The organism is Paenibacillus lacisediminis (assembly GCF_046567315.2).
The window spans coordinates 551,450-575,925 of the sequence record NZ_JBKIAX020000003.1 but is presented as its reverse complement, the minus strand read 5'-3'; the positions used below and the strand labels follow the sequence as shown (position 1 = coordinate 575,925).

24 protein-coding genes and 1 pseudogene are annotated in these 24,476 nt (G+C 54.6%); 24 read left to right on the top strand and 1 reads right to left on the bottom strand.

Features of this window, described 5'->3' with window-relative positions; translation table 11 throughout:
• The 13 genes and pseudogenes from ACLD72_RS08825 to ACLD72_RS08765 all read left to right on the top strand — a co-directional run.
• Positions 1 to 877, top strand: a pseudogene (locus tag ACLD72_RS08825) (DNA mismatch repair endonuclease MutL); the annotation flags it as partial.
• Between the two features lie 26 nt (positions 878 to 903).
• Positions 904 to 1,686 (top strand): class I SAM-dependent methyltransferase, encoded by a 783-nt coding sequence (locus tag ACLD72_RS08820; protein ID WP_410999196.1) that lies wholly within the window; start codon positions 904 to 906, stop codon positions 1,684 to 1,686.
• Entirely contained in the window at positions 1,673 to 2,647 is a 975-nt protein-coding gene (gene miaA, locus ACLD72_RS08815) for a tRNA (adenosine(37)-N6)-dimethylallyltransferase MiaA (protein WP_410999194.1), read from the top strand. Before ACLD72_RS08820 ends, miaA begins: the two co-directional genes overlap by 14 nt.
• A 24-nt stretch (positions 2,648 to 2,671) precedes the next feature.
• Positions 2,672 to 2,911, top strand: a complete 240-nt coding sequence (gene hfq / locus ACLD72_RS08810) for an RNA chaperone Hfq (protein WP_251595139.1) — start codon at positions 2,672 to 2,674, stop codon at positions 2,909 to 2,911.
• A gap of 213 nt (positions 2,912 to 3,124) precedes the next feature.
• Positions 3,125 to 5,812, top strand: a complete 2,688-nt coding sequence (locus ACLD72_RS08805; RefSeq protein ID WP_410999192.1) for a PBP1A family penicillin-binding protein — start codon at positions 3,125 to 3,127, stop codon at positions 5,810 to 5,812.
• 193 nt (positions 5,813 to 6,005) lie between these two features.
• Positions 6,006 to 6,545: a DUF402 domain-containing protein gene (locus ACLD72_RS08800; RefSeq protein ID WP_410999190.1), complete on the top strand. Its 540-nt coding sequence runs from the start codon at positions 6,006 to 6,008 to the stop codon at positions 6,543 to 6,545.
• An 88-nt stretch (positions 6,546 to 6,633) separates the two neighbouring features.
• Positions 6,634 to 7,251: a YdcF family protein gene (locus ACLD72_RS08795; RefSeq protein WP_410999188.1), complete on the top strand. Its 618-nt coding sequence runs from the start codon at positions 6,634 to 6,636 to the stop codon at positions 7,249 to 7,251.
• A gap of 158 nt (positions 7,252 to 7,409) precedes the next feature.
• Complete coding sequence (locus ACLD72_RS08790) at positions 7,410 to 8,390, top strand: AAA family ATPase (protein WP_410999186.1); 981 nt, start codon at positions 7,410 to 7,412, stop codon at positions 8,388 to 8,390.
• Positions 8,391 to 8,416: 26 nt separating this feature from the next.
• The gene (gene hflX / locus ACLD72_RS08785; RefSeq protein WP_410999184.1) at positions 8,417 to 9,739 is read left to right on the top strand and encodes a GTPase HflX; all 1,323 of its coding nucleotides are present in this window, start codon (positions 8,417 to 8,419) and stop codon (positions 9,737 to 9,739) included.
• A gap of 18 nt (positions 9,740 to 9,757) precedes the next feature.
• Positions 9,758 to 11,011, top strand: a complete 1,254-nt coding sequence (locus ACLD72_RS08780; protein ID WP_410999182.1) for an aminotransferase class I/II-fold pyridoxal phosphate-dependent enzyme — start codon at positions 9,758 to 9,760, stop codon at positions 11,009 to 11,011.
• 84 nt (positions 11,012 to 11,095) lie between these two features.
• Positions 11,096 to 11,506, top strand: a complete 411-nt coding sequence (locus ACLD72_RS08775) for a MerR family transcriptional regulator (protein WP_128633736.1) — start codon at positions 11,096 to 11,098, stop codon at positions 11,504 to 11,506.
• Positions 11,507 to 11,530: 24 nt separating this feature from the next.
• The gene (glnA, locus tag ACLD72_RS08770) at positions 11,531 to 12,859 is read left to right on the top strand and encodes a type I glutamate--ammonia ligase (RefSeq protein ID WP_410999180.1); all 1,329 of its coding nucleotides are present in this window, start codon (positions 11,531 to 11,533) and stop codon (positions 12,857 to 12,859) included.
• A gap of 535 nt (positions 12,860 to 13,394) precedes the next feature.
• Positions 13,395 to 13,556: a hypothetical protein gene (locus ACLD72_RS08765; protein WP_178075953.1), complete on the top strand. Its 162-nt coding sequence runs from the start codon at positions 13,395 to 13,397 to the stop codon at positions 13,554 to 13,556.
• Positions 13,557 to 13,643: 87 nt separating this feature from the next.
• Here the strand turns inward: ACLD72_RS08765 and lexA are convergent, their stop codons facing one another.
• Positions 13,644 to 14,270, bottom strand: coding sequence for a transcriptional repressor LexA (lexA, locus tag ACLD72_RS08760; protein ID WP_251595123.1), 627 nt, complete (start codon positions 14,268 to 14,270; stop codon positions 13,644 to 13,646).
• A 190-nt stretch (positions 14,271 to 14,460) separates the two neighbouring features.
• Here lexA and ACLD72_RS08755 point away from each other — a divergent pair, with 190 nt between their 5' ends.
• From ACLD72_RS08755 to ACLD72_RS08705, 11 genes are all read left to right on the top strand, one after another.
• Positions 14,461 to 14,826, top strand: a complete 366-nt coding sequence (locus ACLD72_RS08755) for a LysM peptidoglycan-binding domain-containing protein (protein WP_410999178.1) — start codon at positions 14,461 to 14,463, stop codon at positions 14,824 to 14,826.
• 231 nt (positions 14,827 to 15,057) lie between these two features.
• A complete protein-coding gene (locus tag ACLD72_RS08750) occupies positions 15,058 to 15,231 on the top strand; it encodes a DUF896 domain-containing protein (RefSeq protein ID WP_128633732.1) in 174 nt (57 codons plus the stop codon).
• Between the two features lie 13 nt (positions 15,232 to 15,244).
• Complete coding sequence (locus ACLD72_RS08745) at positions 15,245 to 15,781, top strand: hypothetical protein (protein WP_410999176.1); 537 nt, start codon at positions 15,245 to 15,247, stop codon at positions 15,779 to 15,781.
• A gap of 50 nt (positions 15,782 to 15,831) precedes the next feature.
• Entirely contained in the window at positions 15,832 to 16,629 is a 798-nt protein-coding gene (locus ACLD72_RS08740) for an HAD family hydrolase (RefSeq protein WP_410999174.1), read from the top strand.
• Between the two features lie 66 nt (positions 16,630 to 16,695).
• Positions 16,696 to 17,100 (top strand): FixH family protein, encoded by a 405-nt coding sequence (locus ACLD72_RS08735; protein WP_410999172.1) that lies wholly within the window; start codon positions 16,696 to 16,698, stop codon positions 17,098 to 17,100.
• 173 nt (positions 17,101 to 17,273) lie between these two features.
• Positions 17,274 to 20,711, top strand: a complete 3,438-nt coding sequence (metH, locus tag ACLD72_RS08730) for a methionine synthase (RefSeq protein ID WP_410999170.1) — start codon at positions 17,274 to 17,276, stop codon at positions 20,709 to 20,711.
• A 92-nt stretch (positions 20,712 to 20,803) separates the two neighbouring features.
• A complete protein-coding gene (gene rnz / locus ACLD72_RS08725) occupies positions 20,804 to 21,745 on the top strand; it encodes a ribonuclease Z (protein WP_410999168.1) in 942 nt (313 codons plus the stop codon).
• Positions 21,746 to 21,792: 47 nt separating this feature from the next.
• Positions 21,793 to 21,921 carry a hypothetical protein gene (locus tag ACLD72_RS08720; RefSeq protein ID WP_458475712.1) on the top strand — a complete coding sequence of 43 codons (129 nt, stop codon included), beginning with the start codon at positions 21,793 to 21,795 and terminating at the stop codon, positions 21,919 to 21,921.
• Positions 21,914 to 22,705, top strand: a complete 792-nt coding sequence (locus ACLD72_RS08715) for a TIGR01457 family HAD-type hydrolase (protein WP_410999166.1) — start codon at positions 21,914 to 21,916, stop codon at positions 22,703 to 22,705. The genes ACLD72_RS08720 and ACLD72_RS08715 overlap by 8 nt, the downstream gene beginning before the upstream one ends.
• An 88-nt stretch (positions 22,706 to 22,793) precedes the next feature.
• A complete protein-coding gene (locus ACLD72_RS08710; protein WP_410999164.1) occupies positions 22,794 to 23,612 on the top strand; it encodes an Fpg/Nei family DNA glycosylase in 819 nt (272 codons plus the stop codon).
• A complete protein-coding gene (locus ACLD72_RS08705; protein WP_410999162.1) occupies positions 23,602 to 24,456 on the top strand; it encodes a deoxyribonuclease IV in 855 nt (284 codons plus the stop codon). The genes ACLD72_RS08710 and ACLD72_RS08705 overlap by 11 nt, the downstream gene beginning before the upstream one ends.
• Positions 24,457 to 24,476: the final 20 nt, after the last annotated feature.

The window sequence follows — 24,476 nt, the reverse complement described above, 5'->3', positions numbered from 1 at the left end:
GGCCGCCCGGACCGCGGGCCCGGGCGCTCCCGCAGCGGCCGCAGGCCTGACGCTGCGGGAGCGTGGCCCTGCCGGCGCCGACGTGTACGGCGCCGCGCAGCCCGAGGCGGCGCTGGCGCAACGCCAGGCGCCGCCGCAAACCCCGGCCCAGCCCCCGCAAAGCGGGCTTGGCCGGGACAGCGCCGCTGCCATGAATGGCGGCGGCCTGGTGGCGCAGCAGCCACTCGGGCGGGAGCGGCTGCAGGAGATGCCGGAAGCGCTGTACGGCGCGCCTGCGGCGGCGCCGGAGCTTCCGGCGTTCCCGGAGCTGTCCCTGATCGGACAGCATCACGGCACATACCTCATCGCCCAGAACGAAGAGGGCTTGTATTTAATCGACCAGCACGCCGCGCATGAGCGGGTGAATTACGAATATTACTACGAAAAATTTGGCCATCCGGCGGACGCCTCGCAAGAGCTGCTGATCCCGATTACGCTGGAATTTACGCCGTCGGACAGCGCAAAGCTGAAGGAGCGGCTGCATTGGTTCGAACAGGCCGGCGTCATCCTGGAGCATTTCGGCGGGGGCACATTCCGCGTCGTCTCCCATCCTTACTGGTTCCCGCAAGGGGAGGAAACCGAGATCATCCAGGAAATGGCGGAATGGGTGCTGCACGAACGGGCCATCGACCTCGCCAAGCTGCGCGAGGCCTCTTCCACGATGGTGTCCTGCAAAGCTTCGATCAAAGCGAATCAGAAGCTGACTCCGGAAGAGGCGACTACGCTGATCCGCCGCTTGGGGGCATGCAAACAGCCGTACACCTGCCCGCACGGGAGACCGATCATCGTCTCGTTTACGACGTATGATCTGGAAAAGCTGTTCAAACGGGTGATGTGAGCGGCCTTGAATGGAGGAATTTCATCATGTTAATTACTACAGGGGACCGCGAGACTCCCGCCGTGCTTCAGCGGGCGCAAGACCTGGCGGCGCTGACTGGGGCAACTCGTGTCCCGCGCCGGCGGACATCGCTGGCCAAACTGGCCGAACGCTACGGGGACGGCGACATTCTGGTCATTATGGAGCAGGGGGTCAGGCTGCACCGGGCCGGACAGGAGCCGCTGACGTTCCATCCCAGTATGGGTTTTGTCCGCGCGAAGCGGCTGCTTAAAGGCGAGAGTGACGCTATGCTGGAGGCGGCCCGAGCCGCCCCGGGCGACTTCATCATCGACGGCACGGCCGGCCTCGGCTCCGATGCGAGTGTGTTCGCCATCGCCGCCGGTCCAAAGGGACGGGTGCTGGCGCTGGAGGACTCGTTTCCGCTTTGGGCGCTGCTGCATGAGGGACTGAAGCGTTATGTTTCCGGGGTGCCGGAATTCGACGCCGCGTTGCGGCGCATCGAAACGAAACGCGCGAACCATTTGGAGGTTTTGCGCAGCATGCCCGACAAAAGCGCGGACATCGTTTATTTCGATCCGATGTTCCGGCATCCGCTCGAGGATTCTTCCTCGATTTCGCCGCTGCGGGCCTTTGCCAACGCGGGCCGCCTGAGCCCGGAGGCGGTGCAGGAAGCGTGCCGAGTCGCCCGGAAAACGGTCGTGATGAAGGAGCAAAAAGAGAGCGGCGAATTTGCCCGGCTTGGCTTTGACGCGAGCGCCCGCGCCCATACCAAAATAACTTACGGAGTGATCACGCTTGACCATAAATAAGAAACCGCGGCTGCTGGTGCTCGTCGGCCCGACGGCGGTCGGGAAAACGAAGCTCAGTGTCGAAATCGCCAAAGCGTTTTCCGGCGAAGTGATATCCGGCGATTCGATGCAGGTGTACCGGGGTATGGACATCGGCACGGCCAAAATCACGCCGGCGGAGATGGAGGGCGTTCCTCATCATTTGATCGATGTGCTGGAGCCGGACGAGCCTTTTTCCGTCGCCCAATTTCAGGAGTGGTGCCGCAAGCTGATTCCGGAGATCGAAAGCCGCGGACATTTGCCTTTTATCGTCGGGGGGACGGGGCTTTACGTCGAGTCCGTCTGCTATGAATTCCAATTTACGGAAGCTGCGGCCGACGAGGCGTTCCGCGCCGCAGAGCTGGCTTACGCCGAACAACACGGCGCAGAGGCGCTGCATGCCAAGCTGGCGGCCATCGACCCCAAATCCGCCGCCCGTTTGCATCCGAACGATATGCGGCGGGTGATTCGCGCCCTGGAAATACATCATCTTACGGGAACGACCTTGTCAGAGCAATTGGAAAAACAAAATAAGGAATCTCCGTACGAATTGTGCGTCATTGGTTTGACAATGGACCGGCAAATGCTTTATAACCGTATTGAACGGAGAATTGACGAAATGCTGCGGCTTGGACTTGTGGATGAGGTGCGCCGCCTGCTTCGTCAGGGTTATTCCCGGGAACTCGTGTCCATGCAGGGGCTTGGCTACAAGGAAATCGCCGAACACCTGGAGGACGGCGTTCCGCTGCCGGAAGCCGTGGAGAAACTTAAGAGGGATACACGGCGTTTCGCCAAGAGGCAGCTCTCCTGGTTCAGGCATATGGAAGAGATCGCTTGGATCGATGCGGGGAGCGGCGAAAATTTTTCCGGGATTTTGGCGGCGGCCCATGCTATAATAGCAGGAAAGTTTCCCGCTGATCTTGAATATAATTCAAAACACTAATTGATTCCTATTGGGGGTACGGCTATGAACAAGACCATTAACATCCAGGATACATTTCTGAACCAACTTCGCAAAGAAAGCATACCGGTAACGGTATTTTTGACGAACGGATTTCAGATCAGGGGAACGATCAAAGCCTTTGACAATTTCACGATCGTCATCGACAGCGACGGACGCCAGCAAATGGTGTACAAGCACGCGATCTCCACGTTCCAACCGCAGCGCAACGTGTCGCTGATGCAGGAAACGCAGAACGAGGACTAAAGCGATTGTGAAACTTTTTATGAGTTCAATACGTTAAAGGTATAGGAAAAGGAGAGAGCAACCTGACCCAGGTTGTTCTTTTCGTTCCGGGCATTTCTGGGCGTGCCGTATTCAGCATGAACCGGTTCAAATGCCCCGCTCCGGCGCTCGCGCCGAAGTTTGAGGGCGGAGGCCGCACCTTTAACGGAGGGTCCTAAGGGGGTTAGAGAAACCATGTCCAGCCAAAATCCAAGACTGGAACGAAGCAATAAATCGGGGAAAAAAGGAAAAGCGCCGAAGGCGCGTAAAAAGAAAAAACTGACCGTAAAGAAACTGCTGTGGACTTCGTTTTTCACGATCGCGTTTGCGGTTTTCTGCGCGATTGCGGGGTATATGTACATTACGGTCAGCGGCGAGAAGGCCCTCAGGGAAAACGAGGATAAGCTGACGGTCTACGAAACAACCAAGGTGTACGACCGTAACGGCGCGTTGATGGGGGAGCTTTCGATCGATAAAAGCGAGCCCGTTGACTCAAGCGAAATCCCGGACCTGCTCAAAAAAGCCTTTGTCGCCACGGAAGACCGGCGGTTTTTCGAGCATAACGGGGTTGACCTTTGGTCGATCGGCAGAGCGGCGGTGAAAGATATCGTGGCCCGTTCCCTGGTGGAAGGCGGCAGTACGATTACTCAGCAGCTCGCCAAAAACATTTTCCTGAGCGCGGACAAAACGTTTTTCCGCAAAGCGACGGAGATGTCGATCGCGATGGCGCTCGAACGCCACAAAACGAAGGACGAAATTTTAACGCTTTATCTTAATCGGATTAATTTTGGCGGAACAGTTTACGGGATTAAAGCAGCTTCCATTCGCTATTTCGGCAAATCGAATTTGAACGACCTGAAGCTGTGGGAAATAGCTACACTAGCGGCTATGCCCAAAGGGCCATCCAAATATAACCCGCTGCGAAATCCGGAGCTTTCTCAAGAACGCCGCGCCGTCGTGCTCGATCTAATGTATCAGGAAGGATACATTACCGCCGAGCAGCGGGATGAGGCGAAAAAGGTGGCCTACGACTACGAGCCTCCGGCCAGCAACCAAAGCTACCTCGCCTTTAAGGACTATGTGGTTGAGGAAGCCGAGGAGAAGTTCGGCCTCACCGAAGACGAGCTGAACCGCGGCGGCTATAAAATTTATACGACGATGGACGCCCAGGCGCAAAAAGCGGTGGAGAAAGCGTTCGCCAACGACGATTATTTCGAGAAAAGCAAGGACGATAAACAGGTTCAGGGTTCGATCGTCATCATGAACCATGAAAACGGCAGTCTCGTCGCCTTGCTTGGCGGCCGGGATTACGAGCGCAAAGGCTACAGCCGCTTGAACAGCCGCAGACAGCCGGGGTCGGCGTTTAAGCCGATCGTGTCCTATGCGCCGGCGCTCGAATCGGGCAAATTTACGCCGGATTCGCAGATCCCGAACAATAAGCAATGCTTCGGCAACTATTGTCCGACGAATCTGCACGGCTATTCGAACACAATCAACCTGACGACCGCGCTGACGAAATCGGAGAACATTCCGGCCGTTTGGCTGCTCAATGAGGTCGGGGCCGGCACAGGCGTGAAATACGCAAAGGAAATGGGCATCACGATGGACAAAAACGACCGCAACCTGGCGATTGCGCTTGGCGGTTTGACCTATGGGACGAATACGCTGGAGATGGCGGGGGCGTTCAGCGTATTTGCCAATGGCGGGGAATACAATCCTCCATATTCGATCAAGCAGATTGTTGACCATAACGGTGTAGTGAAATATAAATACAACCCGGCGAAACCAAAAAGAGTAATCAGTGAACAGACGGCCTATTATATGACGAAAATGATGGAAAACGTCGTCAATGAAGGAACGGGCCGGAGGGCGAAAATCGACCGTCCGGTTGCCGGGAAAACGGGGACGACGCAGCACGGCATCCCGGGCCTTAGAAGCAGCAAAAACCGCGACGTGTGGTTCGTCGGCTATACGCCGGAGTGGACGGGCGCGGTCTGGATGGGCTACGACAATCCGGACAAAGACCATCTGCTGAACGGAAGCAGCGGCCAGACCGCGGCGCTGTTCGCGGCGGTGATGAAAGAGGCGCTGGCCGGCGTGCCGGTCAAGGATTTTCCGGTACCGGCCAACCTGAAGCCGCCGGCGCAAGAGGAAACGAAGACGGCGGCGCCGTCCGAACTCAGCGCGGCTTATAACGCGGATACCGGTACAGTAGCGCTTAGCTGGAAAGGCGTGGAACAACCCGGTGCGGTTTACCGGATTTACCGCCGGGAAGCATCGGAAACGGAGTTCACCCGTATTATGGACTCCAGCACTACGGAAACGGAAGACATCAGCATTACCCCAGGAACGGGTTATATCTACTATGTTACGGCTTACGACCCCGTCAACGACGCGGAAAGCGAACCTTCGAACAACGCCCAAGTGTTGATCGAAGCGGGCGAAGATCCGATGGACGATCTGCCGGATCCGGGCGTAGGCGGGGATGGCAACCAGGGACAATCCGGCGATGGCCAAATTGATGACGGCAGCGGTAATCAAGGTTTCCCGTCCGGAAACGGAGATGGTCAAGGAAACGGCCAGGGGAGCGGCAACGGAAATGGTCAGGGAAATGGCCATGGAAACGGGAACGGTCAAGGGAACGGTCAAGGGAACGGTCAAGGGAACGGTCAAGGGAACGGTAATAATGGAAACGGAAGCGGGAACGGAGACGGGGGCGTCTCGATTCCCGGAACGGCGGTTCCTCCTGACGGCGGTTCCGGCGAAGGAAATACGGATACGTTCCCCCCTCCCGCAGATGGAACTAACGGTCAAACCAATTCCGGGGACGGCGTGGACGCACCGGTTGGCACGAACGAAGCGGTTCAGGGGACGGGGGGTTAACCTGCCGATTTCCCTTAGCGCCGATTGATCTATCTGGCCTGCTAACCCACCGGCCAACAATCCGCAAGGCACAGACCCCCAGAGCAGCGATTTTAGCGTCTGGGGGTCTTTTCTCGTTTGTTCCGGCTGTTTTTGTGCCTCTTTTTCAAATATGGTAAGCTGATAGTACATTGTTGTGAAAGGGCTATAATCTATGAAGCGAAAATTCGGAGACCGCGCGAACTGGCGCCGCATTACCCAGCGTCACTTCAAATCCAAGTTTGTACAGAATGATGTTTTCACGGGTTATGTGACGTTATACACGATTCATGATCTTCGCGATCCGCTGTGGAAAACCTACGGAGGACATACGTTCCGCATAGCCGATAAAGGGTTTACGTGGCTGCAGTATTACCCGAAAGGCGCCCATTACATTGTCACCGCGATGTTCGATGACCAGGGGGAAATCGTGGAATGGTATATCGATATTTGCAAAACACAGGGGATTACGGATCAGGGCGTGCCTTGGTTTGACGATTTGTATTTGGATATTGTCGTGTTACAGACCGGGGAAGTGTTTCTGCTCGATCAGGATGAACTCGACGACGCGCTCTCGAGTGGCCTAATTACGGTAAAAGATTATGATCTGGCTGCGGAGACGGCCCATGAACTGCTTCATGCCATTAACAAACAGCGTTTTCCGCTTTTTCAGTTGTCGCTTGAGCATTTCCGCAGCGGGTTTATGAACGCGTAAGCCGCATCCGACGGGAGGTTGAGACATGCTTTTTGCCAAAAAAAGAACAACATTGAATTTTGGACAACCGGTACGGAGAAAACGGGGAATGCGGCGAAAATTGATCCGCTGGGGTCTCGTATTGTGCGCGCTGGGACTGGCCTGGGTGCTTTTTGTGCTGGCCCAGATCGGCAGCGTTGAGCGAAATCCCGCCGTGAGCGCAGATTTTTCCCAACCGGCCGATGTTGGCATCGTTCTTGGAGCCTCACTGTGGGGGGATGTCCCGAGCCCGGGGCTGCAGGAGCGATTGGAGCAAAGTATTCAGGACTATAAGGATGGGAAGTTTAAGCTGTTTTTGCTGACCGGCGGAAGGGATACGCCCAATTCCAAATACACGGAAGCGGAAGGCATGGCGAATTATTTGGAGCGCCGCGGCATCCCGCAGGAAAAAATACTGCTTGAAAACGAGGCGACCAGCACGTTCGAAAACCTGAAATTCAGCCAAACGATCATGGAAGAGCACGGATACGATTCCGCCCTTATTATTACACATACGTATCACGGGAACCGGGCGCTGGAAATCGCCGAGGCGTTTGGATATCACGATCCCAAGCTGTCTTTGAAGAAATCCCAAGTGCTCAAACCGATCCCCAACACGGTACGGGAGATTTTGGCCTATACGAAATGGAAAATGGATCAGCTGGTGCTCGCTTTTGGCCGAGGGTGACAAAACTTCTAATATCGGACAGGGAGAGAGAATACATTTAAAAGTGTGCTTTGAAAAAGGCTGCCTTTTTCAACCTGTCCATTTAAATTAAGATCAAAAATTCGGGTTTTCAGCACCGAGACGAATTTTTGATTACCTTTAAAAGAGGTGATGTCCCTATGTCTGGGCGTGTTGTGGCCAGAAGCGGCTCTCCCGAAGAGAGACCATCCCGGCAAATCAACGTCATTCTGCGCAGCGCCGAACCGCCGGTCGTCTCGCAAAGCGTTCCCGAAAGCGAACCGAGCCCATCCGCCAAAGCTTTGCCGCAGCAAGGGCTGTTCGCGGAAATTCAGAAGGAATTGGATCACCTGATTGGTTTGGATCATATCAAGGAGTTCATGTACGAAATTTTCGCTTTTTTGCAGATCGCTTCCATGCGCTCGGAAGCGGGCCTGTTATCGGGGCCGCAGGTTTACCATATGGTTTTCAAAGGAAACCCGGGCACCGGCAAAACGACGGTGGCGCGCATCGTCGCCAAGATGTTTCAACGGATGGGCGTGCTGAGCAAAGGGCATTTGATCGAAGTGGAGCGGGCCGACCTGGTCGGTGAATACATTGGCCATACGGCGCAAAAAACGCGCGATTTGGTCAAGAAAGCGCTGGGCGGCATTTTGTTCATCGACGAAGCCTACAGCTTGGCACGGGGCGGGGAAAAAGACTTTGGCAAGGAAGCGATCGATACGCTGGTCAAAGCGATGGAGGACCAGAAAAACCAGTTCATTCTCATTTTGGCCGGCTATTCTGATGAAATGGATTTTTTTCTGTCGACGAACCCGGGGCTGCCGTCCCGTTTCCCAATCCAGATGGATTTTCCGGACTATACGATCGATCAGCTGATTCAGATCGCCGAAGCGATGGGTAAGGAACGCGATTACATCCTGATGCCGCAGGCGATACTCAAATTAAAGCAGCATTTGCTTAAAGAAAAATGCGAAAGCGAGCATCTGTTCAGCAACGCCCGCTACGTCCGCAACGTGATCGAGCGTTCGATCCGCCAGCAGGCCGTCCGGCTGCTGAACCAATACGGCGGCGGCTCCCCGGGCAAACTGGAGCTGATGACGCTGCGGACGGAGGATTTGAAGCTGGAGAAGAAGGGATAACCGGTTTATATAAGGAGCAGTGGTTTATGGCCAAATCGTTACACGAGACCAACGACAAAATTCAGGATATCGCCGTTCTCGTCAGTTTGATTACCCCGGAGACGAAGCAAACCGGGATCGATCCGTCCTATTCCCTGGACGAATTGGTCCGGCTGGCGGAAACGGCAGGGGTAGAGGTCGCGGAAACGGTGGTGCAAAACCGCGAAAAACCGGATTCCCGCTGGTTTATCGGCAAAGGCAAGGTGCTGGAGCTGAGGGAGCTCATGGAACGCCTGGGCGCGAATACGGCGATCTTCGACCAGGAGCTGTCAGGAGCGCAGGTGCGCAATCTGGAGGAGATGCTGAACGCGAAAATTATCGACCGTACGCAGCTGATCCTTGATATTTTTGCCCAGCGCGCGAAAACGCGGGAAGGGATCATTCAGGTGGAGTTGGCCCAGCTGACCTATCTGCTGCCGCGGCTGTCCGGCCACGGCAAAAACCTGTCCCGGCTTGGTGGCGGCATCGGTACGCGGGGCCCGGGGGAAAGCAAGCTGGAGATGGACCGCCGCCATATCCGGCGCCGCATCGGCGAGCTGAAGCGCCAGCTGGAGGAGGTGACGCGGCACCGCCGGCTGCATCGGGCCCGCCGCAAGGAGACCGGGGTCGTACAGGTGGCGCTGGTAGGTTATACGAACGCCGGCAAGTCCACGCTGCTTAAGCAGCTTACAAACGCGGACGTGTATGTGGAGAACCAGTTGTTCGCCACGCTCGATCCGACGACACGCCTATTGCCGCTGCCGGGCGGTAGGGATGTGGTGCTGACCGATACGGTCGGATTCATTCAAAACCTGCCACATGATTTGGTGGCTGCTTTCCGCGCAACGCTGGAGGAAGTGAACGAGGCGGACTTGATCCTTCACGTCGTCGATGCCTCGTCGCCGATGCGCCAGGAGCAAATGGCGGTCGTAGGGCGGATATTAAATGAGCTGGGGGCCGGGGGGAAACCTCAGGTCGTTCTTTTCAACAAAATCGATCTTTGCCTGCCTGAAGGCTTGCAAATGCTGCCCTCCGGCGAAGGGTATCTAAAGATCAGCGCTTACGATGAACGTGACCTCGCCGCGGTTCGCGAAGCGGTGCAGCGCAGTTTGTCCGGCGGAACCAAATCGTTTCGGATTCCGGCGGAGCGGGGCGATCTCACCTCCGTTTTGTACCGGATCGGCGAAGTTGTGAATCAGCAAATGGATGAGGCGGACATGATTTACGATGTGAACGTAAACCAGGCGGATTTTGCGAAATACGGGTATCAGCTCGCTCCTTTTGCGGTTCAAAAGCCTAACGTCCATGAAGAAACGAACGAATCGAGATAAGGGAGAGATAACAACAAGATGGCGGTATTTTCGGAAGAGATTGTAAATTGGCTGAAAGCGGCCGAGCAGCAGGTGGAGGGGAGGTTTCGCGAGATTGACCAAATCGCCGATCATAATCAATGGAAAGTGATCGAAGCGTTTCAAAAGCACCAGGTGAGCGATTATCATTTTTCCGGCTCGACCGGATACGCCTACAATGACCGTGGGCGCGAGGTCCTGGATCTTGTGTATGCCGGCGTATTCGGCGCGGAAGCGGCGCTCGTCCGCCCTCATTTCGCTTCCGGGACGCATACGATCGCGACGGCTTTGTTCGGTGTCTTACGACCCGGGGACGAACTGCTCTACATCACCGGCCGTCCTTATGATACACTACATAAAGTCATAGGCAAGCCGGGAGACGGCAGCGGCTCGCTGCAGGATTTCGGGATTACCTATAGCGAGGCAGAGCTAAATGCCGACGGCTCAATCGATTGGGAGGCGGTGAGAGAGAAAATTACCGATAGGACAAAGGTGATCGGCATCCAGCGGTCGCGGGGGTACGATTGGCGCGCTTCCTTTTCCGTCGAACAAATCGGGGCGATGGTGCGTGAGGTTAAAGCGATCAAGCCGGATGTTATCGTGTTCGTCGACAACTGCTATGGCGAATTTACGGAAGAACGGGAACCAACCGAGGTCGGCGCCGATCTGATTGCCGGCTCTTTGATCAAAAATCCGGGCGGCGGTCTGGCGGAAACCGGGGGATACATCTGCGGACGCGAAGCTCTCGTGAGGCTGGCTTCCTACCGCTTGACAGCGCCGGGGATCGGCGGCGAAGTCGGGGCGATGCTGGGGACGACCCGCGGCATTTACCAGGGGTTGTTCCTGGCCCCGACGATCGTGGGACAAGCGGTCAAAGGCAGCGTCCTGGCGGCGGCGGTTTTCGAGCGGGCCGGCTTTGAGAGCCGCCCGGGGTGGAGCGAGCAGCGGACCGATTTGATCCAGGCGATTTCCTTCAGCAGTGCGGAGCAGCTGATCGCTTTTGTGCAGGGCATTCAAAAGGCCGCCGCGGTGGACGGACATGTCGTGCCGGAGCCTTGGGATATGCCGGGCTATGAGCATCCCGTGATTATGGCCGCCGGCACCTTCATTCAGGGCGGGAGTCTGGAATTGTCCGCCGACGCGCCGATACGTTCCCCATATATTGCTTACATGCAGGGCGGCTTGACTTATTCGCACGTGAAATTCGGCTTGCTTACCGCCCTCCAGACGATGAAAGACCGCAACTTGTTGTGAGTTATCCTAACATATCTATTGACATGTTAGGATAACTCACATATGATAAGGTCAAGAGATTATATAACTGGAAGGTTGAGAGCGATGAGTGACGAAATTCGCAGAAATATGGCCTTATTTCCTATCGGTATCGTAATGAAGCTTACGGATTTGACGGCAAGACAAATCAGATACTATGAACAGCACGAATTGATTGTGCCTGCGCGCACTTCCGGGAACCAGCGTATGTTCTCTTTTAATGATGTCGAGCGATTGCTGGAGATTAAAGGTCTCATTGATAAAGGCGTTAATATCGCCGGCATCAAGCAGGTGATGAATCCGATGACACGTGAATCCCAAGAGGCGACGGTGATCACGAAGGACACGGAAGAGAAGCGGAAAGAGATGACGGATTCCCAGCTTTACCGCATGCTGAAGCAGCAGTTGGTCTCCGGGAGCAAGCCGAATCAGGTTTCCCTGATCCAAGGCGAGCTGTCCCGCTTTTTCAAAAAATAATCTAAATGTGGGGAGAGATTTTCTATGAGTTACACCAAAGAAGATATTTTGCGCATTGCCAAAGAGGAGAATGTACGTTTTATCCGCCTGCAGTTTACCGACTTGCTCGGTACGATCAAAAACGTGGAAATTCCGGTTAGCCAATTGGAGAAAGCACTCGACAACAAGATGATGTTTGACGGCTCTTCCATCGAAGGTTACGTTCGTATCGAAGAATCTGACATGTACCTCTATCCGGATCTGGATACCTGGGTGGTTTTCCCTTGGGTGACTGAAGATCGTGTTGCCCGCCTGATTTGCGACGTGTATATGCCGGACGGCACGCCGTTTGCTGGAGACCCGCGGGCCATTTTGAAGCGCGTGCTGAAGGAAGCGGAGGAAATGGGCTATACCTCGATGAACGTAGGTCCGGAACCGGAATTCTTCCTGTTCAAAACCGATGATAAAGGCAACCCGACCACGGAACTCAACGACCAAGGCGGCTACTTTGACTTGGCTCCGACGGACCTTGGCGAGAACTGCCGCCGCGAAATCGTGCTGACGCTGGAAGAGATGGGCTTTGAGATCGAAGCTTCTCACCACGAAGTGGCTCCCGGCCAGCACGAAATCGACTTCAAATATGCGGATGCGGTCAAAGCGGCCGACCAAATTCAGACATTCAAACTAGTCGTCAAAACGATCGCCCGCCAGCACGGTCTGCATGCCACGTTTATGCCGAAACCGCTGTTTGGCGTCAACGGCTCGGGGATGCACTGCCACCAATCGCTGTTTAGAGGGAATACGAACGCGTTTTATGAAGAAAGCGATCCGCTTGGCCTGAGCCAAGAAGCCCGCTATTACATGGCCGGCATCCTGAAGCATGCCCGCGCGTTCGCCGCGATCACGAACCCGACGGTCAACTCTTACAAACGCCTTGTTCCGGGTTATGAAGCGCCGTGTTATGTGGCTTGGTCTTCCAGCAACCGCAGCCCGATGATCCGGATTCCGGCTTCCCGCGGTCTCAGCACCCGGGTTGAGGTGCGCAACCCTGACCCGGCGGCCAATCCTTACCTGGCGCTCGCCGTGATGCTCAAAGCCGGCCTGGACGGCATCAAGAAGGAGCTTCCGCTGGTGGAACCGGTCGATCGCAATATCTATGTGATGTCCGAGGAAGAGCGTGTAGAGGAAGGCATTCCAAGCCTGCCGGCCGATCTGAAGGAAGCGCTGGGCGAGCTGCTCCGCAGCGAAATCATTTCCGAGGCGCTGGGCGACCATGCTTTGACCCATTTCTACGAGCTTAAGGAAATCGAATGGGATATTTTCCGGACGCAAGTACATCCGTGGGAACGCGATCAGTACATGACGCTGTATTAATTGAGGAATCCCTTGGGGCCGTAGGCTTCAGGGGATTTTTTTTGGGGTAATCATGGGCCCAGCCTTGAAATCGGCGCTTGACAGCCTGCTGCTGGAACGACGCACCGTCAGCTGAAAAAGCCACCCGTCGGGTGAAACAACGCACCGTCGACCTTCAAATAGCGGAACTTTATGTGCTTATTATCCAGAGCCAGGCAGGTTCATTCCCATTAGCGGTATTTTTTGTTCTTATTTTTCTGTGCATGGTCAAAAACGCGGGCTTTTCCTTGCGGTTAGAAAAATAGCGACATAATTTTCCTTTATTGCACTCAATGTGGGTGATATCGCCGAAATAGCGACCTTTTTTGTCCTTATGTTTTCGCTGGAGTTTCACTTTCGGTCCAAGTATCGTCGCGCTGAAAGGGTGAACGGGTTTAGATGAAAATAAGCGGAATAATAAAATGTTCACTCTGACTTAGTAGATTTTGGAAACCACAAGTGTGCCGGTTTTTATTCAACGATTGGATACCTTATAGATATAAGGAGGTTGAATGAAATGGTTACCGCACTCAAAAGATATCAGCGGCGCCGGTATCGTTTGAAACAGTGGTGGGTTTCCGAGCGGTCGGGATTCGGGTTTGGATGGGGGATGCGCGGCAGACGGGGAAGATCCGGTTACGGAACGATGCCTTCTTTCCCGGATTTGGATTGGGACTAGCCGGCGGTTAGGACCTCTTTTCCCAACGAAAAAAGGACGCTGCAGACAAATTCTGCTTCGTCCTTTTTTCATTGCCGGAAAATTGAATCAGTGCAGATCCCGGAACAAGCCGACCACTTTGCCGAGGATGGTTACCTGCTTCAGACGCAGCGGCTCCATGGTCGGATTTTCCGGCTGCAGGCGAACATGGTCCTTCTCTTTGTAGAACGTTTTGACCGTCGCTTCGTCGTCTTCGGTCATCGCCACCACGATATCCCCATTGTCAGCTGTCTGCTGTTGGCGGACAATCACGTAATCTCCATTATGTATCCCGGCTTCAATCATGCTGTCTCCAATCACGGAGAGCATAAAGATATCACCTTCTTTTGCGTAATGCTCCGGCAACGGAAAGTAATCTTCGATATTCTCCGTAGCGGTAATCGGAACGCCTGCCGTAACTTTGCCGACGACGGGGACGCGAGCAACGGTATGTGAGAAGTTATTAAAGCTCTCGGATTCTTCTTGATTCAATAGCTCGATGGCACGCGGCTTGGTCGGATCGCGGCGGATCAGCCCTTTCTTCTCCAACCGGTCCAAATGGCCGTGAACCGTAGAACTGGAGGCAAGTCCAACGGCTTCCCCAATCTCCCGGACGGAAGGCGGGTATCCCTTGGCGCGAACTTCGTTGCGGATAAATTCCAAAATAGCCTGTTGTCGGCTGGATACCTTTGACATATCGAATCAACCCCATTTAGTAACGTTTGGAAAAATTATAACATAGAACTTCCGTTCGCACAAACATTAGTTCTAAAAAAGATTTTTAAAGAAAGAACGGGAACAATTGTTCGAAAAAAGTGTTGTATCAAACAAATGTTCGTGTTATAGTATTGGCATAAACAAGAACACACGTTTGGAGTGATGGATTATGCCAAGATACACTTCCTATAAAAGCATCTACGATCAACCTTCTTTCTCTCGTCCGGCACAAAGAAGACTACATATTTCGTTGTTCCGCAACAGTTTCGCCAAGTTTGCCGTTTTTCTCCTGGTGTTAAGCCTCACCTGCACAGGCGTGGTAACAGCATTTGCCGCCTCCGCGGATTTGGGCCGGCCGGAACAGGAGCTTGAACAAATCGTCATCCTGCCCGGGGACACACTGTGGGAAATCGCGGCTGAACATAAGCCGCAAGGATCGGACACTCGGGTGTTTATCAAGAAATTGATGCGCGTCAACGGGTTAACCACAAGCGCGATTGAGGCAGGGGATATGCTGTTCATTCCTTTGAAATGACCATATGTAGGCATATGAAATTCGATTTTTTTTTACTATATAAGCGCGTATTCAACCACAATAAAATTAAAGGGCTTGTCATTGGCGTCCGGGAGTGATTTCCGCTGCCTTGACAAGCTCTTTTTCTCATGTCAAAGTAAGAATTAATGCCCTGTATGATGTTTGTTCCGCCAAAACGCGGGGAAACCGGAATCATCAGATGCGCATAGTAAATTAATCCAGGAGGAAGATATGGACATCGATGCTTTGGTAGAGCGGATTAACGAACTGGCCCGCAAGCATAAAACGGAAGGTTTGACGCAGGACGAGATGTTGGAGAGAGCCCAGCTTCGCGAAACGTACCTGGAGAATGTCCGCAGAAATTTTCGCCGGCAACTCGATTCGATCGAGATTGTAGATAAATAGGGGAGGAACATGCATGGCTTCGTTTGACCGGAAAGTGGAGCGGAATCAGCTCCGCATGCAAAAAAAGGGAAAGGGCCCGAATCTGGGGAGCGGACAGGGCGGAAGAAACGCGAGAAGCACGCTGGGACCTAACGGGGAAGGTGACGTCTTCAAAGGGCGCAACATTATTTTGCCGATCGTGTTGTTTTTGTTGGCTTTGCTCTATGCCAGCGTCGGCATTATCGGGAATTCGGCCGAGGTAAATTCGATGTTGTATTGGATTACGATCATCCTTTACGCTGTGCTAGCGCTCGCTATATTTCTCCGCAAGCCGTATTTACGCATCAACAAAAGCTGGCTCTACACCTCGAAATTTAACCGGGACAAATCGCTGGATGCCGGAAATATCAGCCAAATCATCGTGAGCCGGAACAAAATTGTAATTGAGCCGAAAATCCGGGATATGAAGTGGGTGTTCTACCGTACGCGCAACCGTTTTGACACCGAGGCGATGGCCTCTCGGCTGGAGTTGTACGCCAACACGCATCACGTGAAGCTGGTCAAGGAATAAGGCGTTTTTCATTTGCCCCCAAAGGGAGATCATGGAGCGAGGTTAAAACGATGACGATTAAAGCTGTTTGTTTTGATTTGGATGATACGCTGCTGTGGGATGACCGCAGCGTAAAGGAAGCCTTTGCTGCGGCGTGTGAGTTCGCAGCGCAGCGGGTGCCGGGAATCGTGCCGGAAGAGCTGGAGGAAGCGGTGCGGCGTGAAGCCCGGGGACTGTATGAATCTTACGAAACGTTTCCATTTACGAAGATGATCGGGATTAATCCGTTTGAAGGTTTGTGGGCAACGTTTTCGGCCGGAGAGCAGCCGGAGTTCCGCCAGCTGGAGCAGCTTGCTCCGGTATACCGCAAGGAGTCCTGGCGGCGCGGTTTGCTCGCCGTCGGCGTCGATAACGAACGGCTCGGCGAGGAACTGGCGGAGCGGTTTGGGCAAGAGCGCCGCGCTCGTCCTCATGTTTACGAAGAAACGTTTCAAGTGCTTAAGGAACTTCACGGAACCGTAAAGCTGCTGCTGTTAACGAACGGTTGTCCGGCACTGCAGCAGGAGAAGCTCGATGGCGTGCCGGAACTGGCGCCGTTTTTTGACGAGATCATCATTTCCGGCAAGTTCGGCAAAGGCAAACCCGATCCGTCCATTTTCCATCATGCGCTGGAGCGTTTGGGGATCGAAGCCGGCGAAGGAATCATGGTCGGCGACAAGCTGACGACCGATATCAAAGGCGCGCTTAGCGTCGGTATGACGGCCGTATGGGTCAATCGCGACGGAAAGCAGCACAGTGACGAAATCAAACCCGATTACGTAATTTCGCACTTGTCCGAGCTGCACGATATCATCGCACGTTTGGCGTAAGTTAGCGTTCGGACGTCCGAGCCAAAAACGGGAGTTCGATCGATAAGCGGAAAGGAGGGAAATCCATTGCCGGGAAAAGTCGGGTGGATCGCCGTTTTGGTATTGGTGATCGCCGTGCTTGGCGGCTGCGGACGCAATGAAACAACTGCGGCCGACAGCGGGCCGCTCGAGCCGATCCAGGTAAATCTTGAAATCACGCCGGATACCGTTGAAAGCGGCGGGTTCGTGACGTTTACCGCCAAGGTGGGGCATCGCGGAGAAAACGTCGATGACGCGCAGGAGGTTACGTTCGAATTTTGGAACACCGATGACGAAAACGCCGAGCACAGCAAAGTGACGGTAAAAAGCGCCGGGGACGGCACTTATGTCCTGAAACACCAATTCGATGAACCGGGAACCTATAAAGTGATTTCCCATGTGACCGCACGGGATCAACATTCGATGCCGTCCAAGCAGTTTACGGTACAGTGACGTCAAACGTTTTTACATAACCCCGCGTGCAACAACGATCAGGCTGCCTGCATCTATAGAGATGCGGGTAGCTTATTTTTGCTTATAATTAAGTTGACTAATGAAACCTCTCTTTTCTTCAACGCTTTATTCTGTTAAACTAAATCTTAACGTTTTACGGGAGGGACATGATCATGAGCAAACCGAGCCTGGGAGACAGAATAAAAGAACGAATACTGATACTTGATGGCGCCATGGGCACCATGATCCAGCAGGAAAACCTGTCTCCGGCCGACTTTGGCGGGGAAGAGCTGGATGGGTGCAACGAGATGCTCGTTCTCACCCGCCCGGATGTGATTCAAGGCATTCACGAGCAATATTTGGCGGCCGGAGCCGACCTGATTGAAACGAATACGTTTGGGGCAGCCTCCGTTGTTCTGGCCGAATACGATATACCGCATCGAGCAAGAGATTTAAACCTGGCGGCGGCAAAACTTGCCGTAGAGGCCGCGGAAAAATTCAGCACGCCGGACCATCCGCGATATGTAGTTGGTGTACTAGGCCCGACGACCAAAACGCTGTCCGTCACCGGCGGGGTCACCTTCGATGATTTAACCGACAGCTACGAGGAGCAGGCCATCGCCCTGATCGACGGCGGCGTGGATGCATTGATGCTGGAAACGTCACAGGATACGCTGAACGTGAAGGCCGGAAGCATCGGGATAACGCGAGCGCTGCAAAAAACGGGCAAACAGCTGCCCTTGATGATTTCCGGAACGATCGAGCCGATGGGCACGACGCTGGCCGGGCAAAATATCGAAGCGTTTTATATTTCGCTCGAGCATCTGAAGCCGATTTCGGTCGGTCTGAACTGCGCAACCGGTCCGGAATTTATGCGTGACCACATCCGTACGCTTTCCGGCATCGCAAAAGCCGCGGTAAGCTGCCATCCGAACGCGGGGCTGCCGGATGAAAACGGCAAATACCACGAATCCCCGGAATCGCTGGCCCAGAAAATGGCTGCGTTCGCCGAGGAGGGCTGGCTTAACGTCGCGGGCGGCTGCTGCGGAACGACGCCGGCACATATCGCTGCGCTGGCCCAGAAGTTGAGCGGATATCGGCCGCGCACGCTGATCGGGGAACATCCTCCGGCTTTGTCCGGAATCGAACCGGTTTATGTTGAGTCCGCAAACCGGCCGTATTTGGTCGGGGAGAGAACGAATGTTCTGGGTTCGCGAAAATTCAAACGTCTCATTGTAGAAGGCAAATATGAAGAGGCTTCGGAAATCGCCCGCGCCCAGGTCAAGAATGGCGCCCAGGTAATCGACGTGTGCGTTCAGGATCCCGACCGCGATGAAGCGGAGGACATCAAGAAGTTTCTTGAACTGGTTGTCAAGAAGGTCAAAGTGCCTTTAATGATCGATACGACCGATCCGAAGGTCATCGACTTGGCGCTAAAATACTGCCAAGGCAAATCGATTATTAACTCCATTAACCTTGAGGACGGAGAAGAGAAGTTCGAACGCGTCACTCCGCTGATCCATAAATACGGTGCGGCCGTTGTCGTAGGGACGATCGACGAGCGGGGACAGGCGATCACCCGCGAAGACAAGCTGGAGGTGGCTAAACGTTCCCACGATTTGCTCGTGAATAAATACGGATTAAACGCCGAGGATTTGATTTTTGACCCGCTTGTTTTCCCGGTAGGAACGGGGGACGAGCAGTACATCGGCTCCGCTAAGGAAACGATTGAAGGCATCCGGCTGATCAAGGAGGCGCTCCCGAGCTGCCAAACGGTGCTTGGGGTCAGCAACGTGTCCTTCGGCTTGCCGGAAGCGGGACGCGAGGTGCTGAATTCCGTATTTTTGTACGAATGCACCAAGGCCGGCCTCGATTATGCCATCGTCAACACGGAAAAACTGGAGCGTTACGCAAAAATTCCGGAAGAAGAACGGCGTTTGGCGGAAGAACTCATTTATCATACCAATGACGAGACGCTTGCCGCATTTGTCGCGGCTTTCCGCAACAAAAAAGTGGTGAAGCAGGAGCGTACGGTTCAGCTGACATTGGAAGAACGGCTGGCTTCCTACGTGGTGGAGGGAACGAAAGAAGGACTGCTCCCCGACCTGGACGAAGCGCTTAAACGCTACAGTGCGCTGGAGATCATTAACGGCCCGTTGATGGCCGGGATGGAGGAAGTCGGGCGGCTGTTCAACAACAACGAGCTGATCGTCGCGGAGGTGCTGCAGAGCGCGGAGGTCATGAAGGCTTCCGTTGCTTATCTTGAGCCGTTTATGGAGAAAAACGAATCGAGCGTAAAAGGGAAAATCCTGCTGGCCACCGTAAAAGGCGACGTGCATGACATCGGCAAAAACCTGGTGGAGATCATTCTGTCCAACAACGGTTACCAAATCGTGAATTTGGGTATAAAAGTACCACCGGAACGCATCATTGAGGCATATCGGGAAGAAAAAGCCGACGCGATCGGCTTGTCCGGCCTGCTCGTCAAATCGGCGCAGCAGATGGTGCTCACCGCGCAGGATTTGCGCAATGCGGGCATCGACGTGCCGATTCTGGTCGGCGGGGCCGCCCTGACGCGCAAGTTTACGAAAACGCGGATCCGGCCGGAATATAACGGCATGGTTGTCTATGCCAAAGATGCGATGGACGGTTTGGATCTGGCCAACAAGCTGATGGACCCGGCAAGCCGGGAGCAAATGCGGCTGGAAATGGAAGCGGAGAAAGAGGCGGATACGGCGGTGGCCGTGGCCCAGCCTTTGCCGGAGCTGACCCGCGTCCGGCGTTCGCAAATCCGCAAGGATCTGCCGGTGTTTACTCCGCCGGATTTGGAGCGGCATGTGCTGCGCGATTATCCGATCGGCCATATTACTCCTTATGTGAACTGGCAAATGCTGTTGGGGCATCATTTAGGATTGCGCGGCTCCGTCGAACAACTGCTCGCGGCAGGAAACGAAAAAGCGGTGGAGTTAAAAGAAACCGTGGATCAAATTTTGCTGGAGGCGGTCACGGACGGCATTATCCGCACGCAGGCGATGTACCGCTTTTTCCCGGCCCAATCGTCCGGCAACGACATCTTGATCTATGATCCGGCCGATCCCGGCAAAGTGATCAAGCGGTTCAGCTTCCCGAGACAGCGGGTGGAGCCTGATCTGTGCCTTGCCGATTACTTGAGGCCGGTGGACAGCGGGGAGATGGATTACGTTGGTTTCCTGGTCGTGACGGCAGGGCAGGGCGTGCGCCAATTGTCCGAGACGTGGAAGGAGCGGGGCGACTATCTCCGCTCGCATGTGCTGCAGGCCGTTGCACTGGAGCTGGCGGAAGCGCTGGCCGAACGTGTACACCACATCATGCGGGATATTTGGGGATTCCCGGATCCGGCGGATATGACCATGAAGCAGCGCCACGGGGCCCGTTACCAAGGGATTCGCGTCTCTTTCGGCTACCCGGCCTGCCCGGATCTCGAGGATCAGCAACTGCTGTTTGACTTGCTGCATCCGGAGGACATCGGGATCGAGCTGACGGAAGGCTTCATGATGGAGCCGGAGGCCTCCGTGTCGGCGATGGTGTTCGCCCATCCAGAGGCCCAGTATTTTAACGTGGACAAAGCTTAAAAGAAGAAGCTCCTGGCAAACCCTCCGAACATCGGAGGGTTTTGGCAGTCTTTTTTGGCTCAAACTTGATTACAACCGGAAGGACGATACGCATGGAACTTTATTTTTTGGGGACCAATGCCGGGGTCCCGTCGCTGGAACGCAACGTAACCTCGTTGGCGCTGCGCCTGCTCGAGGAACGCCGTTCGTTGTGGCTGTTCGATTGCGGCGAAGGGACGCAGCATCAGATATTGCGTTCGCCTCTGAAACTGAGCAAGCTGGAATATATCTTCATTACGCACCTGCACGGCGACCATCTTTTTGGTCTTCCCGGTCTGATTTCCAGCCGCGCTTACCAGGGGGGAGATTCACCGCTCACTATATTCGGCCCCAAAGGCTTGAAAAAATTTGTGGATACGTCGCTTGAACTTAGTGAATCGCGGATCGATTACAAACTTGAAATCGTTGAACACGATGGCGGGGTGCTGCTGGACGACGATACTTTTCGCGTGGAAGCCGCTTTGCTGGAGCACCGGATTGCCAGTTACGGATACCGTGTTGTCGAGAAGGATCTGCCCGGCAAGCTGGATGCCGCGGTGCTGGAGCGCTACGGCATTCGCCCCGGACCGCTTTACGGCAAGCTGAAAAAAGGAGAAAGCGTGGTAACGCCAAGCGGCGAAACGCTGCATGCTGCGGATGTGCTGGGGAAACCGAAGGCGGGGCGGATCGTTACGATCCTCGGCGACACGCGCCCTTGCAGCGCAGCCCAAACGCTGGCCCAAAACGCCGATGTACTGGTGCATGAGTCCACCTTTTTGCATGAGTTGGCCGATACCGCCCGCGCGTATCATCACAGCACGGCAAGACAAGCGGCGGAGACCGCCCGCGATGCGGGAGCGCGGCATTTAATTCTTACCCATTTCAGCTCGCGGTATAAGTCCGAGGAGCAGCTTGGCCGGCTGGAAGATGAGGCTAAAGCGTTTTTTGCCGAGTCGGAGTTGGCCAGGGAGCATGTGCTGTACCCGGTACGGCGCCGGTGCGAGCGGGAGAGCTAAAAAATATTTTCCGGGAAAGCGCAGGAAATGACAGCCGCCTGCAAAGTTTGGCAGCGCGTCAAGACGTTTTTTTGACAAAATTCCAAAAAGCTGATCCGGAAATTTGCCTGATCCTGGGTGAAATAGGTACAATGAAATGGACACGGCCAAATGGGAAGGATGAAAATATTGCCTGAGAGATGGAAGGCCTTTCTGATTGACTTGGACGGCACGTTATATCACGGGACGCGGATGATTCCCGGTGCGGATCGCCTCGTTTCGGCGTTGCGGGCCAAACGAATTCCTTTTTTATTCGTCACGAACAATTCCTCCCGGACCCCGGAGCAGGTTGCTGCGCAGCTGCAGGCGATGGGGATTCCCGCCAAAGCGGAAGACGTGTGCACTTCAGCGGTGGCGGCGGCGGAGTATATCGCGGGTGAACTGCCGGCTGGCGTTAAGGTGGCGGCGATCGGTGAGACCGGATTGCTAACCGCGCTTCAGGATGCGGGGCTGCTGCTGGATGAGGATCAGCCGGATGTGGTCGTACAGGGAATCGATCGCAATTTTACATACGAAACGTTGACCAAAGCGGCCCGCTGGATAAGCGGCGGCGCCAGATACGTGCTGACGAATCCCGATTTGCTGCTGCCTTCAACGGGAGGATTGATGCCGGGAGCAGGAACGTTGTCCGCCGCGATTCAAGCGGCTACGGGGGTCAAACCCGTGATCATCGGCAAGCCGGCCGAACCGCTGATGAATTTTGCCATTAAGCGTTTAGGTCTGCGGAATGAAGAAGTGGCCGTCATCGGGGATAACATGCTGACCGATATTGCTGCGGGAGTAAATGCGGGCTGCGGGACGATTTTGACGTTGACGGGAGTGACGACCGAAGAACGGTTGCCTGACGCGATCAAAACTGCCGGCTTTCGTCCGGATGCGGTATGCCGCAATTTGGATGAGGTAGCCGGGCTGATTGGCTGACATCCGGTAAAGACGAAGCAACGAATGAACTTATTTATCCATGAAATGTTCCAAATTATGAACCTCATGAACGAAGGGAAGATGACCCATGCCGGAGCTGCCGGAAATGGAAAACTATCGAATTCAGTTGTCACAGCATATTTTGGATATTCCGATGACGGAAATCGCAATTGACCGGGAAAAGTCGATTAATTTGGAGGCTGCCGAGTTTGCCCGGGAACTTATCGGCAGACAAATTATTTTTATCGAGCGGCGGGGCAAGCATCTGCTGTTTCATTTGGACAACGGCAAGCGGCTGCTGCTGCATTTGATGTTAGGCGGACTGATATATCTGGGGTCAAAAGAGGATCGCCCAGAGCGGAGCACGCAAATCGAAATCGCCTTTGCCGACGGCCAGGTGCTTTATTTCATCGGCCTGCGCCTAGGCCATCTGCATCTGCACACCGCCAAGGAAGCAGAGGAGCTCATGTCGCATTTGGGCCCGGAGTTGCTCGACCGCAGAATGAACGAAGAACGGTTCATCGCGATCCTGCGCAAACGCCGCGGCAGCTTGAAAACGACGCTTGTCAACCAGGATGTCGTCGCCGGCATCGGCAACCGCTATGCGGATGAAATTGCTTTCGCCGCCGGACTACTGCCAATGGCCAAGCTGCAAAACATGAGCGAAGAAGACTTGTCGCATCTGTATAAGGCGACGCGGGAAGTGCTGCTGGAAGCGATCGAAGCCGGCGGATACATTGAAATGCCGCTGCTCAAAAACGATACGCTCACCGGCGGAGCAAACGAGATTTGCCGCGTGTATGACCGGGAGGGAGAGCCCTGTCCGCGCTGCGGCGATTCCATCGTGAAAGCCGAAATGAACGGACGAAAAGTGTTTTACAGTCCGGGCTGCCAGCATGACCGCTGAGCTAAAAATCGGGGGACATATAAGCATTCGCGGGGGGTATTTCGGGGCCGCCAAAGCGGCGCTGCAGCTCGGAGGCGGAGCCTTTCAGTATTTTCCCAAAAACCCCCGCAGCCTTACGGTAAAAAGCTTCGACCCGCGGGATGCGGCGAGCTGCCACAGCTTTTGCCGGGAGCATGGCCTTGTTTCCGTGGCGCATACGCCTTATCCGAGCAATCTGGCGGTTAGCCGGGGCGATGATCCTGCTGCGTACTGGAGAGTCGTGGACTCGCTGCGCAACGATCTGGCCATTGCCGAGGCCTGTGGATCTTTGGGAATTGTTGTTCATTTTGGCACATTTAAGTCAGGAAACCCCTTACAAGGATACCAAAATATTATACAATGTATTAATGATGTGCTCGATGGCTGGCAGGGAGCGGCAAAGCTGCTCATTGAAAACCAGGCCGGCGATCACGGGGATATGGGCATGACGATTGAGGAACTGGTGCAAATTCGCCGCTTGTGCCGGGATCCGGAGCAGATCGGCTTTTGCCTCGACACCTGCCACGCTTTTGCGGCGGGGATGTGGCGAGGAGAAGGCGATGAGGACTTTGCGGAAAAAGCCGGCCGGCTTGGGTTTTGGGACGGTCTGGGCGCTGTTCATTTCAATGATTCAAAATACCCGGTATTATCGCGGAAGGACCGTCATGCCCGGGTCGGCCAGGGTTATATCGGCGAATCCGGTTTTCGCTGGCTGCTGAAGATCGAGGTGATCCGGAATGCACCGCTTATTTTTGAGAGTGAAACCGGAGAAGATGGGACCTATAGAGACGATTTGGAGCGAGTGAGGCGGTGGGTGGAAGCCTAAGCAGCTGAAATACCGCGGAA

Excerpts from the sequence above, each read along its gene's own strand:
- ACLD72_RS08820 (WP_410999196.1), top strand. The coding sequence starts at position 904 with ATGTTAATTACTACAGGGGACCGCGAGACTCCCGCCGTGCTTCAGCGG.
- hfq (WP_251595139.1), top strand. The coding sequence starts at position 2,672 with ATGAACAAGACCATTAACATCCAGGATACATTTCTGAACCAACTTCGC.
- ACLD72_RS08805 (WP_410999192.1), top strand. The coding sequence starts at position 3,125 with ATGTCCAGCCAAAATCCAAGACTGGAACGAAGCAATAAATCGGGGAAA.
- ACLD72_RS08800 (WP_410999190.1), top strand. The coding sequence starts at position 6,006 with ATGAAGCGAAAATTCGGAGACCGCGCGAACTGGCGCCGCATTACCCAG.
- ACLD72_RS08795 (WP_410999188.1), top strand. The coding sequence starts at position 6,634 with ATGCGGCGAAAATTGATCCGCTGGGGTCTCGTATTGTGCGCGCTGGGA.
- ACLD72_RS08790 (WP_410999186.1), top strand. The coding sequence starts at position 7,410 with ATGTCTGGGCGTGTTGTGGCCAGAAGCGGCTCTCCCGAAGAGAGACCA.
- hflX (WP_410999184.1), top strand. The coding sequence starts at position 8,417 with ATGGCCAAATCGTTACACGAGACCAACGACAAAATTCAGGATATCGCC.
- ACLD72_RS08780 (WP_410999182.1), top strand. The coding sequence starts at position 9,758 with ATGGCGGTATTTTCGGAAGAGATTGTAAATTGGCTGAAAGCGGCCGAG.
- ACLD72_RS08775 (WP_128633736.1), top strand. The coding sequence starts at position 11,096 with ATGAGTGACGAAATTCGCAGAAATATGGCCTTATTTCCTATCGGTATC.
- glnA (WP_410999180.1), top strand. The coding sequence starts at position 11,531 with ATGAGTTACACCAAAGAAGATATTTTGCGCATTGCCAAAGAGGAGAAT.
- ACLD72_RS08765 (WP_178075953.1), top strand. The coding sequence starts at position 13,395 with ATGGTTACCGCACTCAAAAGATATCAGCGGCGCCGGTATCGTTTGAAA.
- lexA (WP_251595123.1), bottom strand. The coding sequence starts at position 14,270 with ATGTCAAAGGTATCCAGCCGACAACAGGCTATTTTGGAATTTATCCGC.
- ACLD72_RS08755 (WP_410999178.1), top strand. The coding sequence starts at position 14,461 with ATGCCAAGATACACTTCCTATAAAAGCATCTACGATCAACCTTCTTTC.
- ACLD72_RS08750 (WP_128633732.1), top strand. The coding sequence starts at position 15,058 with ATGGACATCGATGCTTTGGTAGAGCGGATTAACGAACTGGCCCGCAAG.
- ACLD72_RS08745 (WP_410999176.1), top strand. The coding sequence starts at position 15,245 with ATGGCTTCGTTTGACCGGAAAGTGGAGCGGAATCAGCTCCGCATGCAA.
- ACLD72_RS08740 (WP_410999174.1), top strand. The coding sequence starts at position 15,832 with ATGACGATTAAAGCTGTTTGTTTTGATTTGGATGATACGCTGCTGTGG.
- metH (WP_410999170.1), top strand. The coding sequence starts at position 17,274 with ATGAGCAAACCGAGCCTGGGAGACAGAATAAAAGAACGAATACTGATA.
- rnz (WP_410999168.1), top strand. The coding sequence starts at position 20,804 with ATGGAACTTTATTTTTTGGGGACCAATGCCGGGGTCCCGTCGCTGGAA.
- ACLD72_RS08710 (WP_410999164.1), top strand. The coding sequence starts at position 22,794 with ATGCCGGAGCTGCCGGAAATGGAAAACTATCGAATTCAGTTGTCACAG.
- ACLD72_RS08705 (WP_410999162.1), top strand. The coding sequence starts at position 23,602 with ATGACCGCTGAGCTAAAAATCGGGGGACATATAAGCATTCGCGGGGGG.